This window comes from Companilactobacillus furfuricola, from assembly GCF_003946325.1.
Lineage (GTDB): Bacteria > Bacillota > Bacilli > Lactobacillales > Lactobacillaceae > Companilactobacillus > Companilactobacillus furfuricola.
The window spans coordinates 109,066-122,299 of the sequence record NZ_RHNT01000002.1 but is presented as its reverse complement, the minus strand read 5'-3'; the positions used below and the strand labels follow the sequence as shown (position 1 = coordinate 122,299).

The following is a 13,234-nucleotide window of genomic DNA, read 5'->3' as shown; positions in this document are numbered from 1 at the left end:
TAAATCCTTGCATTCTAAAAGCAAGGTGTTACTATATGAATAACAGTTACTTAAAAAGTAACACCTAGGAGGATTTATTTATGAAATACGCAATTACTGGTTCTACAGGAAAATTCGGCTTAGCTGCCGTTAATACTTTACTTGAAAACGTGGCTGCATCAGACGTCGTAGCTTTAGCTCGTAATGAGGAAAAAGCTAAGAAGTTATTGCCTGCTGGCGTTGAGATCCGCCCTGGTTCATATGAGGACGTTGATCAATTGGCATCATCTTTGAAAGATGTTGATCGCTTGCTCTTTGTTTCTTCACAACCTGGTGGCAAGATCCCTCGTTTGCAACAACATCAAAATGTCATCACTGCTGCTCAAAAAGCTAACGTGAAGTTCATTGCCTATACTAGTTTTCCTCAGGCTGATCAATCAAACGCACCTCTTGCTCAAGACCACAAAGAAACTGAAAAGATCATTACTGCCACGGGGATCAAACACGCCTTTTTGAGAAATAATTGGTATGTTGAAAATGAGATGAGCGTTATTGACGCCGGCAATCAGGATGAAGCTTTTGTCTATTCTGCTGCTGACGGTTACGCCGGCTGGGCTTTGGAACGTTTCTATGCTGAAGCGGCTGCTAAAGTCTTAATTTCGGACGATCCGAAAGATATTTATGAATTTGCCGGAGCATCTCACACTTACGCTGAACTTGCTGAAGCTGTCAAAGAAGCTACTGGTAATAATTTTGAAGTTCGTTCTTTAAGCGATGCCGAATATAGTCAAGGATTGCAAGACTCGGGACTTGATAAAGCTACCGCTGATATGATCACTAGCTTTCAAACTTTGATCAGAGATGGTAACCTGGATGAAAACACTTCTGACTTACCTGACGTTTTAGGTCACGCCTTACCTAGTTTGACGGACTCTGTTAAGGAAGTTTTAGCAAAGAAAGCGAAATAAAATGAAATATTCACACAAATTAAGCGATGCCGTTCATATCCTGGCCTACATTGATATTTTTCAAAATGAAGACTTTTCTAGCAAAGCTATTGCGGACAGCATCGAGTCAAATCCTAGTTTGATCAGACGCTTGATGTCTTCCTTGTCAAAAGCTGGTCTGCTGATCACCCGATCCGGTTCAGTCTCGCCAAGACTTTCACGCCCGGCTGATCAAATAACGCTGCTCGATATTTATTTAGCTATCGACGATTCGCACGAATTGTTGCACGTTGATGAGAAAACCAATATGAACTGCCCGGTCGGTCGCAACATTCAAGATACGCTCAATGCCGCCTACGACCAAGTCCAGCAAGCTGCTGAAGAGTCGATGAAAACGATTGTCTTGCAAGATTTGATCGAAGACGTTTTGATCCGTGAAAAAAATCGAAATCAGTAAAAAAGCATGTATTCAGATTTAAAATCTGACACATGCTTTTTTTGGTAGTTTGCATATTTTACAGAAGACTTTTCTAGATCAGTTCTTCCAAGTTGATCATTTCTAAAACGCCAGAAGCACATTCAGCACCTTTGTTTCCGGATTTTCCACCAGCCCGATTCATAGCTTGGTCCATGTCATTGGTCGTTAAAACGCCGTACATGACCGGAACATCGCCATGAAGCGAGATCTCGGCGATTCCGTTGGCTGATGCGTTGCAGACGTAATCGAAGTGGGCTGTTTCTCCTCTGACAACTGCACCTAATGTGATAATGCCGTCGACTTTGCCACTCTCGGACATTTTCTTCGTTACCCGTGGGATCTCGACTGCACCTGGGACCCAGGCGGTAATGATATCGTCTGGCTTAACATTATATTTTTGCAATTCATTTTCGGCACCTTCGAGCAACTTCTTAGTAACTATTTCGTTAAACTGAGCCACGACGATCCCGATTTTTTTACCGGTTCCGTCAATTTTTCCTCGTAATTCTTGCATCTTAGTTGACCTCCTTGAGTAAATGATGAAATTTAGTTTTCTTTATTTCTAAGTAGTGAATATTTTCTTTCGTTGGCGTTGTTTCTAAAGGGATCCGGTGATTTACTTTAATCCCAAGTTGTTCTAATTTATTGATCTTATCAGGGTTGTTCGTCATCAGATCGACTTTCTTGATACCGATGTGATTCAAGATCGCAGCCGCTTGACCATACTCTCTTTCGTCCGGCTTGAACCCAAGTTTTTCGTTAGCTTCCACCGTGTCGTAGCCTTGTTCTTGAAGCTCATAAGCTTTTAATTTGTTAGCTAGTCCGATCCCACGGCCCTCTTGACGCAAGTACAGCACTGCACCTGATCCATTTTGTTGGATCTTCTGCAAAGCTGTGTCTAATTGTTCGCCACAGTCACATCTTTTTGAACCGAAAACGTCACCTGTTAAGCATTCAGAGTGCATTCTAAACAACAAAGTGTCTTGCTTGCTAATGTCACCTTTGGAAACTAGTAGAGTAGGTTCGTCGACGTCATTGACTTTAAAAGCTTTCATATTGAAATCACCATATTTGGTTGGCAATTTAACGTCAGCAATTTCTTTGATGAAGTCAGTATCCTTGATATCACGGTATTTTATAATATCTTCGATCGTGATCAATTGCATGTCGTTTTCGTCAGCGATGACCCTTAAGTCTTTCATTCTAGCCATTGTTCCCGAAGGTTTAACGACTTCGCAAATGTAAGCCACTGGTGAACCACCAGCTAATTTAGCGAGATCGACAGCCGCTTCAGTATGTCCAGTCCGTTCTTGAACACCGTTATCAGCTGCGATAAGTGGAAAGACGTGCCCTGGATGGAAAAAGTCGTCATATGTGCTAGTAGGATCAGCTAGTAGCTTGATAGTCTTTGCGCGGTCAAATGCAGAGATACCAGTTGTCGTAGTTTTTGCATCAGTGCTAATGGTAAAGGCGGTCCCAAAAGCATCTTCACCATCTGCGACCATGGACGTTAATCGCAATCTGTTAGCATATTCGCTACTCATTGGTACGCAGAGTAAGCCTTTAGCATGGGTGATCATTTTATTAACGGATTCTCCAGTAACATAGTCAGCTAAGCCGATCATGTCGCCTTCAGATTCACGGTCGGGCGAGTCGGCTACGATGATGAGCTTGCCCTGTTTAAGTTTATCGATGGCACTCTCTACTTTTTCAATAATTTCTGTATTAGTCATTTTGATATCCCCCTACTTGCGAATCTAAGATGTATTTTCCTAAAATGTCAGTTTCTAAATTGATCGAATCGCCTATTGTTAACTCTCCTAAGATGGTCTCTTGCAACGTATAGGGGATCAGTGAAACTTGAAATTTATCCCCAGCTACTTTGGAGACGGTCAAGCTCACGCCATCGAGTGCCACTGAGCCTTTTTCCACGATATATTTTTGATATTGAGGATCCACTTGAAAAGTTAGTACGATCGAATTTTGGTCCTCTTGCTTATCAACTAATTGGACAGTCGTATCAACATGCCCCAGGACAAAGTGACCGTCCAACTTATCTTTAGCTGCCAATGCCGGTTCGATGTTGACGTGGTCATTTTCGTTCAGCTGGCCTAAATTAGTTCGGCGAAAAGTTTCTGGCATGGCTTCGACTTCAAAACCGTCGTTGATCAATTCGATAACGGTCAAGCAAGTCCCGTTGATAGCGATGCTGTCGCCTAGTTTAAGTTCAGCATTTTTTAAATGATTCAATTTGATGGCTAATTTAAATGTCTCAGCTTTTTTGGAGATCTCAGCCACGGTCCCCACATCTTTAATTATTCCGGTGAACATCGTCCAACCTCCTAGTAATGATTTTTAAATCCGAACCTAAGGCTTGGACCTGAGGCTTTTCAAAAAGTCGATCGTCCGAATGAGCTTGGTTGAAAATAGCCGGTAAACTTGCTCCACCAAAAATTTTGGGCGCTACGTAGACGATCAATTGATCAACCAAGTTAGCTTGTACGAAGTCAGCTTGTAAGTGGCTACCACCCTCAACGAGCACGGATTCGATATTTCGTTTGGTTAACTCGGAAATGATTTTTTCGGGAGTCCAACTTGTCGCTACCAACACTTCAACATTTTCAGGAAATTGTTTTTTGGCATCCTGTTCGGAAAAAATCAACACAGAGGTAGTAGTATCTTGAAATAGCTTCAAATCTGGCGATAATTTATTAACATTGCGAACGACCACTGCTCTGAGCGGTGGAAAAGCCATCGTCTGATTTCGAACTGTCAATTGCGGATCATCGATCAGCAAAGTATTTTCGCCGATCAAAATAGCTTGGTTATGAGCCCGGACATTTTGACTATCGTTGTAGGCCTCTTTGCCAGTAATGATGGTGCGTGTTTGGCTGGCTTGATTGATCTTGCCATCCAAAGTCATAGCGTATTTGACTGTGACAAGCGGACGTTTGTTTTGATAAAAAAAGTTATAAGCTTGGTTAATCCCACCAGTCGTGTGCAAGACTTCTACTGCAACGTCATGATCTTTTAAGTATTTTATCCCGTTGCCACTGACGACTGGATTAGGATCTTGTTGACCAATGACCACTTTCTTGATCCCGACTTCAACCACTTTTTGGACGCAAGGAGGAGTCTTTCCAAAGTGAGAACAAGGCTCTAACGTCACAAACATTTCCGCACCTTTTGCTTGCTCGATATTGTCCAAATGATTCAACGTATTGATCTCAGCGTGCGGTCCACCGAATTTCTCGTGATGGCCTTGTGACAAGATTTTGCCGTCCTTAACGATCACCGCACCGACTTGTGGATTAGTCCAAGTTTCGACACCTTTCTTTGCTTCCTCAAAAGCAATGTTCATAAACTGATTTTCTTCCAAATCTCATTCACCCCAATAAAAAAGCCCCGCATAAAATTTATGCGGGGCGTCATAATTAGCCAAATAAGATTTCATACGAGAACTTTGCGTAGCCAAATAAAGCCACATCCATGGTATGAAATGTATCTTTTTTTCTTCTCCCATCCAGACTGTACTGTCGGTCTCAGAATCGCACTGAGTCAACCGCGAATTACGCGGGTCACGGACTTCAACTTGTCGTTGTCACCGTCGGTCGGGAATTTCACCCTGCCCCGAAGAAATCTATTCAGTTTTCACAAAGAGCATATCACTAATATTTTTTTATGACAAATATTTTTTTAAACGATCATTATGATGTTTTCTAATTTTACCTTAGCAAAAAGTCTTGCCAATTTAATTGCGGCAAGGCCTTTTGAACATAGTGTTTGATTTAATACTAGTAGTTTATTATTTTAAATTTGTTCAAAAGCTTGTTCTAAATCAGCCAACAGATCAGCATCGTCCTCCACACCGACTGAAAGGCGGATCAATTCGTCTTTGATGCCGTTTTTCAATCTGATTTCACGTGGGATAGCAGCGTGAGTCATGACTGCAGGTACTTCGATCAAACTTTCGATCCCGCCCAAACTTTCAGCTAAGTCGATCACGTGTAAACTCTCAACAAACTTCTTAGCGTCCAGGCCTTCGTTAAGTTCAAAGGAGATCATAGCACCAAAACCACTCATCTGTTTTTTAGCGATATTATAGCCTTCACTGTCGGGGTCACCAGGATAGTAGACGTTAGCTACCTTGGCATTTTTCTTGAGATAGTCAAAAATAATTTGGGTATTTTCTTGATGCACACGCATTCTAACGCCGAGTGTTTTGATACCACGCATTAAGAGCCAACTGTCATCTGGGCCTAAAGTTGAACCGATGGAATTTTGCAAGAAAGCTAATTCTTCAGCGATTTTTGCATCGTTAGTTACGGCTAATCCCGCAACAACATCGGAATGTCCACCAAGATATTTAGTAGCGCTGTGAACCACGATGTTGGCACCTAAAGTCAAGGGATTTTGATTGTATGGCGTCGCAAATGTATTATCAACGATCGTTAAAATATCGTGCTTCTTAGCGATTTTTGCGATAGCGTGAATATCCGATACGTGAAGTAAGGGATTAGTAGGCGTTTCCAGATATATCGCTACGGTATTTTCTTGAACAGCTTTTTCCACAGCATCTAGGTCACGTGTATCAACAACGGTGAATTCCAAGCCAAAACGCTTCAAGACTTTGTTGACCAAGCGGAAAGTTCCACCATAAACGTCGTTTCCGATGACGATGTGATCACCTGCTGAAAAGAGAGAAAAGGCCGCATGAATAGCAGCTGATCCGGAGGCAAAAGCAAATGCATTAGTTCCTTCTTCAATATCAGCGACTAAAGCTTCTAAAGCTGCTCGGGTAGGATTGCCCGTTCTAGAATATTCCCACTTTGGCTCGCCTCCTAAAACGTGTTGGTGAAAAGTTGAAGAACGATAAACTGGGATCGAAACTGCTCCTGTCGTTTGGTCTTCACTAATGCCGCCGTGAACAAGTTTTGTATTAAATTTCATAATATTGATCTCCTCTGTTTTTTTAATTAGTCGTAAATGCCTTTACTTAAATAACGTTCGCTTGAATCGGGAAAAATCGTGACAATGTTGGAATTCCTTGGCAATTCTTCAGCTACTTGTAAAGCTGCCGCTAAAGCAGCTCCACTAGAACTACCGGCAAACAAACCTTCGTTTTTAGCCAACCATTTCACATTTGAAAAAGCATCGTCATCACTGATCGTCTTTACGCCATCCACCGTAATTTCTTTAAAAAATGGTGGAACAAATTCAACGCCAATGCCTTCAGTTCGATGGGGATGCTCAACTCCATCATTTAAGATCGAACCTTCCGGTTCAACCGTGATAGCTTTCATCTCAGGGAATTTCTTCTGTAAAGCTTGAGTAACGCCAACAAAAGTACCGCCACTACCAGAGCCAGCCACGAAAGCATCGATTTTTTTACCAGCCAGATCTGCGATGATCTCCGGACCTAATGTCTGAGCATAGGCTTTTGGATTATCAGGATTCTCAAACTGCAATGGCACATATGAATTGTCGATCTCATGAGCTAACGCCTTCGCCTTATCGATCGCACCCACGATGCCATCTTCCGAAGCAGTATGAATGATCTCAGCCCCCAAAGCTTTCATCAAAATCTGTTTCTCCTGACTAAACTTCTCAGGAACGACCAACTTAACTGGCAACCCATGACGCTGAGCTGCCAAAGCCACGCCGATCCCAGTATTACCAGCGGTAGGTTCAATAATAGTGGTGCCGTACTTGATCTGTCCTCGCTTGATCCCGCTCTCGATCAAGTTAACTCCCAAGCGATCCTTAACAGATCCCCCAGGATTAAACATCTCCAACTTCGCAAAAATCTTAACATCATTAGCAGCCGGAACATCCAGCTGCAACAACGGTGTATTGCCGATCGTTTGATAAATATTTTTAACTAACATAACCAAATCCCTTTCTAGAAAAACGAATTGAAATCCCAAGCAAAATCATTAGAAACCAAATCTAGCATTTCCGATCCACCATCAAAATTTAAAAAATCAAAACCAGTACCCAAATCCTTGGAATAATACAAAGGAAATAGTGTCACGTCCAACAAGGTTCTTCGGAATAGATGAGATCTCATCATAAAAAGTCACTCCATAATTTTCATCCGATAACTAACTTAAGAGATAGATACCACCGGCCAAAAGTCTATGAACAAATAAAACTAAGTACATCCAAATTAACCAAATGAACATATTGAAATATAAATAAGTACCGTCATCACACCAACAAGATAGTTTTACACCCAATTAGGTTCTGTGGGGGTGGAGGGAATTCGCTGTCAGCCATGAAATTTCACTTGGCGACGAAGGAGCTTAGTGAAAGACCCAGCTTTGAAACAATCGAGTGAACTTCTCGATTGGTTCAAAGTGGCGTCCATTGCGTTCCACAGCGCAATTCCCGGAACCCCCACAGAACCGGGTCTCACCCCACCACCATCAAAAATTAGACAAAAAAAGTGCAGCTCCTAAAAAACTTAGGAAACTGCACCTTATACGATAGTCTGATTTAAGCTTTCACCAAAAGAACCAATTTTAGGCATGCAAATCAGTGGATCGCATAAGATGCGAACCACAACAACAACTGTTCAATGTTGAAACATTTACATTAGTCATAATTGAATCCCTCCGATTAATTTATGTTGAAAGATTATATCACTTTTTCATGTTTGTCAAATATTTATCTAATATTTTTTTAATTGATTTCATCCTTGTTTTCAAAAAAAGCCGATACCTTAGCAAGCCCATCTTTGACGATCTGCATCTGCTCCGCCCCAACTGCTTGGGTAACTTCAGCTTCAACTGAGGCAATATAATCACTGATTTGCTCGGTAAGTTGACGAGATTTTGAAGTCAATACGATTCGTTTCAAACGTGCATCTTTTGGCAATGAGACCCGAATGATCAAATCTTTTTGCTCCATTAATTTTAAAGCACTCGTTGCACTAGCTTTTCTAATATTGAATTCTTTTTCGATATCTTTCTGAAAAATATCGGTCTTATTTTCATTGCGTGAGATGTAATTGATGATACTTAATTGCATTCTGGTGATGCCTAATGTTTTAGCAAATTTCTCAGCATCACGATCCAATCCATTATTTGCCTTTTTGACGACTATCCCGAAAACTTTATCCATTGTTGGCCTCATTGTTTGTATTCTAATTTAATTAATTTTACCACAAATAAAGGAAATTGTGGTATAACAGAATATATTAGTTCGAATTCTAACTATGGAGGCTCTATGCAAACTAAAAAAATAAATACCAGCTTGATTTTGGCAATTTTAGCCACCGGCTTAATGTCGTTTTCCGGTGTCGTTGTCGAAACTGCTACCAATATTACTTTTCCAACTTTAATGAAAGAATTTAATGTTTCTACTTCAACTGTCCAGTGGATGACGACTGGATATTTGTTGATTGCGTCGATCATGATGCCACTTTCTGCCTACTTGAAACACACCTTTACTTCGAAAAAATTATTCATCACGGCAGCCCTGCTTTTTATTATTGGTCTAGTCGTTGATGCGACTGCCCCGATTTTTCCCCTGCTGATTTTGGGACGAGTCATTCAAGGTATCGGTGCCGGAATTGCTTTACCTTTGATGTTCAACATCATCTTGGAACAAGCACCCACTTCTAAAATTGGTCTATTGATGGGCATTGGGACGCTGATCACGGCAATTGCTCCAGCCATCGGACCAACTTTTGGCGGATTGGTTGTTAGCTCCCTCGGCTGGCGAAGTATTTTCTTATTACTACTACCAGTAGTCATATTTGCCTTGATCATTGGCGCTATCTCGATCAAACAAGTCACGGCACCTACTCATACGAAACTCAACTTAGGTGGGCTCATCTTGATTGCCATCGCTTTTGTTGGTCTGATCTTTGCTTTTACTAATTTATCGACCATCAAAACCGCACCACTTAACTTTGTTCTCCCACTGATCATCGGTATCATTGGTTTGATCGGTTTCGTCATTCAATCCAAACACAGTGAAAATCCTTTGATCGATATTGATGTTTTGAAAAACAAAAAATACGCTGCACACTTGAGTGCTTTCTTCCTCGTCCAGATAGGTGCCTTGGGAATGTCTTTCATCTTGCCTAATTACATTCAATTAGTCGATCACAAATCAGCTTTGATTGCCGGATTGATCGTCTTACCTGGCGCATTACTTGGAGCAATCTTTGCACCACTGGGTGGATCGATCCTTGATAAATTTGGGGCAAGAAAGCCTATTATGATCGGTATCACGATCCAGATCTTGGCAATGATCTTATACTCCATTTTTGGACGAACGTTAAATTCCACCTTAATCCTGATCTTTTATCTCTTATTTATGTTAGGTATGGGACTCGTTATGGGAAATACGATGACCAATGGATTGAAACAACTTCCAACTGAAAAAAATGCTGACGGAAACGGCTGGTTCAATACTGTGCAACAGTTTGCCGGTGCCGTTGGGACTTCGATCGCATCTACTATCGTTGCTTTGTCACAAACTTCTGGACTTTCTGAAAATTACGCCACTAAAACAGCAATTAGTTCACAAAATGCTTTCATTGTTTTATTAGTATTTATATTAATCGCTGCTGTATTGCTAAATTCAGCTTTAAAATATATGAAAAAATCATAAACATTTTTTCACAAATCACTTTCATTGATATTTTCATGTGCTATAATTGTTACTCGTTACGGTCAGATTTAAAGAGGTTAGTCGACTAAAAAGCCAAGCTACCAAACGATGAGACTGTGCAAATAAATTTATGGGGTATTAATTTATGCACTACACACTATTTATTCGCTGCATGGCTGAATTTATTGGAACTGCATTGATGGTTGCTTTAGGTAATGGTTCTGTGGCTAACGTTGAATTAAAAGGAACGAAAGGTTTCCATGGGGGCTGGATCTTGATCGGTTTCGGTTACGGTATCGGTGTTATGATCCCAGCGATGATGTTCGCCGGGACCTCAGGAGCACAGATCAATCCTGCTATGACTTTAGCCATGGCGGTTAACGGCCAATTCCCTTGGGGTGAGGTCTTGCCATATTTAGTAGCGCAAATGCTTGGAGCTATTTTTGGTCAAGCTTGTATCGTCGCTGCTTACAAACCTTACTACGATAAAACTACTAACGCTGAATCGATCTTAGGTACATTCTCCACGATCGACAACGTTCACAGCAAATGGAATGGATTTATCAACGAGTTCTTAGGAACGTTCGTCTTGATCCTAGGTGCAGTAGCACTGACGTCTGATAAAATCGGACCACGTTCTGACTTATTAGGTCTAGGATTTCTAGTTATGGCCTTGGTCGTTTCACTAGGTGGAGCAACCGGACCAGCCTTGAATCCAGCTCGTGACCTTGGACCACGTTTGTTGCATGCAGTCTTGCCATTGCAACACAAAGGATCTTCCCAATTCGAATACAGCTGGGTACCAGTTGTTGCACCGATCCTTGGCGGAATTGTTGCTGTTAAAGTTTGGACGATATTTTTTAGTTAATACATACAAAGGACAGCCAAAAAATCTTGGCTGCCCTTTTTCTTTTACTATCTTCTCTAAATATAAAAATAATAGTATTATATAACGTGATATTTATATTTTAATTTAAATTTAGGGGATATTATTATGAAATTTTGTGGAAATTGTGGGGCCAAGATCCCTGACGGGATCAAGTTTTGTCCTAAGTGTGGGACACCTGTCGATAAATTTGAAAAACAGTTAAATAACAACGAACACCCCGCTGAAAATGTAGTTAACCAAACTCAACAACAGACAAATATCCAGAATACCCAAAACAATTCTCAAGCACCCCATCAAAACGGCCAATTTCAAGGTCAGATGAACAATCAAAATCAGCAACCAAATGCTAACGGTCAATTCCAAAACTAGCCGAATAATTTCGGTAACCAACACCCTAAAAACTCTAATAACCAATTCATGACCTTTTTACAAAAGTATCCTATAGCCATTATTGTAGTTGTTCTAGTCCTTATCGTTGGTGGATTTGCTTTTACAAAGTCTGCTACCTACAACGGCATGACTACCGATGATCGCCAGAAAACAGTCGAATTGTATAACGCCTCTGGTATGTTCAAGCACATGTCCAATTCAGACGTTGTCGCCGCTCAAAAAATTACAACTGGGAAAGACGATGGTGATTGTACTATTGGGATCGATAAGAAAAAAATCACTTTCAGAACCAATAATGGATATGATATGGATAATTATCTAATGGATCGAGATGATTACGGCAATCACACTGATGACAAGCGATTTATCAACGGTATCCAAAAAGCTTCACAGTACGCCTTGGATAATTGGGGACGTGGTTACGAAATATCTTTGAAGGATTCCGATGGCGACACTTATTTAACTTATAAAAATGGTTCTCAAACTGTTAATCACTTAGCTGATTATGATGATGACTAAAATAAGACAGCAGAAGGCGACCGTTCAGTTGCTAAATCGGAGGCCGCTGTCGCCTGGAGCTCGTTTCAAGATAAGAGAGCGGATGGCGACCGGTCAGCTGCTGAGGATTTAGGGACTGGCAGCTCAAAGGTGCGACGAAGTCGTGCCTGCTGGCAGTTGCTAAACCGGAGGCCGCTGTCGCCTGTAGCTCGTTTCAACTAAAAAAGATTCAACTCGCAATTTTGTGTGAGTTGAATCTTTTTATTTTCCATTATTTAAAAACCAACCGTGAAAGATCAAGTCCCAGTTTTGCCATCCCTGAATGTTGCGTTGCCTCGGTCCCATTTTGAGACAAGACTACGATGACAAATGCCTTGCCACCTTTTTCCATAATGGCAGCATCGTTTTGCACACCGTATTCGCTGAATTCTCCAGTCTTGTTATATACTTTCACATCAGAAGCAACTTGAGCTGGTAGTTTGGAGTGATTAGTATTTTGCAACAGCAATCGCATCATCTCTGAATCGGCCGTTTCAGATACGACTTGATGATGATACAACTTCGTCAAAAATTTTCCGAGATCTTTAGCTGTGGTCATATTATCTTGGCCAGCAGTTAACTTTTTAGTGTCCATCAATTTTCGTTGCATGACTGAATTAGTAAGACCCAACTTTTTGATTTCGTTATTAACAGCTGAGATACCTCCAACTTTATCCAACAGGATGTTAGAAGCTGTGTTGTCAGATTGCGTCATCATGTACTTGAGCAAGTCTTGGTAATAAATTTGAGTGCCACTAGCCATCCCTTGGAGGGCACCACTTCCGCCAACTTTATCAGTATCTTTTAAAGCATATTTTTCATTGAGATAAAATTTACCATCTTTAACGCTTTGATAAACCGTAGCCATGATAAAAAGTTTGATGTCACTAGCTGCTCGTTGCTGTTTATCGGTACCAAAAGTTGCTGATTGTTTAGAGGATAAATCGTAAAAATAAGCCGATGTTGTGCTACCAATTGGAGACAAATCATCAGACATCAGCTGTTCAGCTTTTGTTGTAAGCTCGTTTTTTTGATTGTCCTTGTTTGCTGAATCATGATGGGAAGACTTGTTTTGTTTTTTCTTTGAATGCTTAGATTGTTTTTGTTCAGTTCTTGTCGAATCAGTGGCTTTTTTGTTGGAGTCACTCGATTTAACGTTAAAGAAATAAATCACACCACCAATAACGACTATTAACAAGAGGATCAACAACGTGATCGTTGATCTCTTTTGACGCTTCTTAGATTTCTTATTGTGCTTTGCTTGCTTTCCCATCTACGATCCCCGATTCCACATCATTCAATTATAAATATACTTATATATGATAGCAGTAGCTTACAGACTGTTACAAGCTTGAAAAAATAAGAAGCCATTGTCATGATGCCAACAAT

At 40.9% G+C, this 13,234-nt stretch carries 15 protein-coding genes and 1 riboswitch; of the genes, 6 read left to right on the top strand and 9 right to left on the bottom strand.

All coding sequences use genetic code 11. The features are described 5' to 3' along the window. The first annotated feature begins 80 nt into the window (after positions 1–80). The gene (locus EKM78_RS01675; protein WP_125768438.1) at positions 81–947 is read left to right on the top strand and encodes an SDR family oxidoreductase; all 867 of its coding nucleotides are present in this window, start codon (positions 81–83) and stop codon (positions 945–947) included. Position 948: 1 nt separating this feature from the next. After that, a complete protein-coding gene (locus tag EKM78_RS01670) occupies positions 949–1,383 on the top strand; it encodes an Rrf2 family transcriptional regulator (RefSeq protein ID WP_125768435.1) in 435 nt (144 codons plus the stop codon). Between the two features lie 73 nt (positions 1,384–1,456). Here EKM78_RS01670 and ribH read toward each other — a convergent pair whose 3' ends face one another. From ribH to EKM78_RS01635, 8 genes are all read right to left on the bottom strand, one after another. Continuing rightward, positions 1,457–1,918 (bottom strand): 6,7-dimethyl-8-ribityllumazine synthase, encoded by a 462-nt coding sequence (ribH, locus tag EKM78_RS01665; RefSeq protein ID WP_125768432.1) that lies wholly within the window; start codon positions 1,916–1,918, stop codon positions 1,457–1,459. Between the two features lies 1 nt (position 1,919). Continuing rightward, entirely contained in the window at positions 1,920–3,137 is a 1,218-nt protein-coding gene (ribA, locus tag EKM78_RS01660; RefSeq protein WP_125768429.1) for a GTP cyclohydrolase II, read from the bottom strand. Continuing rightward, complete coding sequence (locus tag EKM78_RS01655) at positions 3,130–3,735, bottom strand: riboflavin synthase (protein ID WP_125768427.1); 606 nt, start codon at positions 3,733–3,735, stop codon at positions 3,130–3,132. The genes ribA and EKM78_RS01655 overlap by 8 nt, the downstream gene beginning before the upstream one ends. Next, positions 3,716–4,783 carry a bifunctional diaminohydroxyphosphoribosylaminopyrimidine deaminase/5-amino-6-(5-phosphoribosylamino)uracil reductase RibD gene (gene ribD, locus EKM78_RS01650; RefSeq protein ID WP_125768424.1) on the bottom strand — a complete coding sequence of 356 codons (1,068 nt, stop codon included), beginning with the start codon at positions 4,781–4,783 and terminating at the stop codon, positions 3,716–3,718. The genes EKM78_RS01655 and ribD overlap by 20 nt, the downstream gene beginning before the upstream one ends. 128 nt (positions 4,784–4,911) lie before the next feature. Continuing rightward, positions 4,912–5,046, bottom strand: a riboswitch (FMN riboswitch). A 168-nt stretch (positions 5,047–5,214) separates the two neighbouring features. Next, positions 5,215–6,354, bottom strand: a complete 1,140-nt coding sequence (locus EKM78_RS01645; protein ID WP_125768420.1) for a trans-sulfuration enzyme family protein — start codon at positions 6,352–6,354, stop codon at positions 5,215–5,217. 26 nt (positions 6,355–6,380) lie between these two features. Then, positions 6,381–7,292: a PLP-dependent cysteine synthase family protein gene (locus EKM78_RS01640; RefSeq protein WP_125768417.1), complete on the bottom strand. Its 912-nt coding sequence runs from the start codon at positions 7,290–7,292 to the stop codon at positions 6,381–6,383. Between the two features lie 14 nt (positions 7,293–7,306). Then, positions 7,307–7,477, bottom strand: a complete 171-nt coding sequence (locus EKM78_RS12420; protein WP_164507147.1) for a hypothetical protein — start codon at positions 7,475–7,477, stop codon at positions 7,307–7,309. A gap of 611 nt (positions 7,478–8,088) precedes the next feature. Beyond that, positions 8,089–8,529, bottom strand: coding sequence for a MarR family winged helix-turn-helix transcriptional regulator (locus EKM78_RS01635; protein ID WP_125768414.1), 441 nt, complete (start codon positions 8,527–8,529; stop codon positions 8,089–8,091). Between the two features lie 105 nt (positions 8,530–8,634). Here EKM78_RS01635 and EKM78_RS01630 point away from each other — a divergent pair, with 105 nt between their 5' ends. The 4 genes from EKM78_RS01630 (at position 8,635) to EKM78_RS01615 (ending at position 11,827) form a co-directional block, all read left to right on the top strand. After that, positions 8,635–10,029 carry a DHA2 family efflux MFS transporter permease subunit gene (locus EKM78_RS01630; RefSeq protein ID WP_125768411.1) on the top strand — a complete coding sequence of 465 codons (1,395 nt, stop codon included), beginning with the start codon at positions 8,635–8,637 and terminating at the stop codon, positions 10,027–10,029. Positions 10,030–10,174: 145 nt separating this feature from the next. Then, a complete protein-coding gene (locus EKM78_RS01625) occupies positions 10,175–10,897 on the top strand; it encodes an MIP/aquaporin family protein (RefSeq protein ID WP_125768409.1) in 723 nt (240 codons plus the stop codon). 126 nt (positions 10,898–11,023) lie between these two features. Then, positions 11,024–11,287 carry a zinc-ribbon domain-containing protein gene (locus EKM78_RS01620; RefSeq protein WP_125768406.1) on the top strand — a complete coding sequence of 88 codons (264 nt, stop codon included), beginning with the start codon at positions 11,024–11,026 and terminating at the stop codon, positions 11,285–11,287. Positions 11,288–11,335: 48 nt separating this feature from the next. Further along, a complete protein-coding gene (locus tag EKM78_RS01615) occupies positions 11,336–11,827 on the top strand; it encodes a hypothetical protein (protein WP_125768403.1) in 492 nt (163 codons plus the stop codon). A gap of 250 nt (positions 11,828–12,077) precedes the next feature. On the opposite strand, the gene EKM78_RS01610 is transcribed toward EKM78_RS01615, so the two are convergent. Beyond that, positions 12,078–13,118, bottom strand: coding sequence for a serine hydrolase (locus EKM78_RS01610; protein WP_125768399.1), 1,041 nt, complete (start codon positions 13,116–13,118; stop codon positions 12,078–12,080). Positions 13,119–13,234: the final 116 nt, after the last annotated feature.

Coding starts and splice junctions, on each gene's coding strand:
- EKM78_RS01675 (WP_125768438.1), top strand. CDS start 81: ATGAAATACGCAATTACTGGTTCTACAGGAAAATTCGGCTTAGCTGCC.
- EKM78_RS01670 (WP_125768435.1), top strand. CDS start 949: ATGAAATATTCACACAAATTAAGCGATGCCGTTCATATCCTGGCCTAC.
- ribH (WP_125768432.1), bottom strand. CDS start 1,918: ATGCAAGAATTACGAGGAAAAATTGACGGAACCGGTAAAAAAATCGGG.
- ribA (WP_125768429.1), bottom strand. CDS start 3,137: ATGACTAATACAGAAATTATTGAAAAAGTAGAGAGTGCCATCGATAAA.
- EKM78_RS01655 (WP_125768427.1), bottom strand. CDS start 3,735: ATGTTCACCGGAATAATTAAAGATGTGGGGACCGTGGCTGAGATCTCC.
- EKM78_RS01645 (WP_125768420.1), bottom strand. CDS start 6,354: ATGAAATTTAATACAAAACTTGTTCACGGCGGCATTAGTGAAGACCAA.
- EKM78_RS01640 (WP_125768417.1), bottom strand. CDS start 7,292: ATGTTAGTTAAAAATATTTATCAAACGATCGGCAATACACCGTTGTTG.
- EKM78_RS12420 (WP_164507147.1), bottom strand. CDS start 7,477: ATGATGAGATCTCATCTATTCCGAAGAACCTTGTTGGACGTGACACTA.
- EKM78_RS01635 (WP_125768414.1), bottom strand. CDS start 8,529: ATGGATAAAGTTTTCGGGATAGTCGTCAAAAAGGCAAATAATGGATTG.
- EKM78_RS01630 (WP_125768411.1), top strand. CDS start 8,635: ATGCAAACTAAAAAAATAAATACCAGCTTGATTTTGGCAATTTTAGCC.
- EKM78_RS01625 (WP_125768409.1), top strand. CDS start 10,175: ATGCACTACACACTATTTATTCGCTGCATGGCTGAATTTATTGGAACT.
- EKM78_RS01620 (WP_125768406.1), top strand. CDS start 11,024: ATGAAATTTTGTGGAAATTGTGGGGCCAAGATCCCTGACGGGATCAAG.
- EKM78_RS01615 (WP_125768403.1), top strand. CDS start 11,336: ATGACCTTTTTACAAAAGTATCCTATAGCCATTATTGTAGTTGTTCTA.
- EKM78_RS01610 (WP_125768399.1), bottom strand. CDS start 13,118: ATGGGAAAGCAAGCAAAGCACAATAAGAAATCTAAGAAGCGTCAAAAG.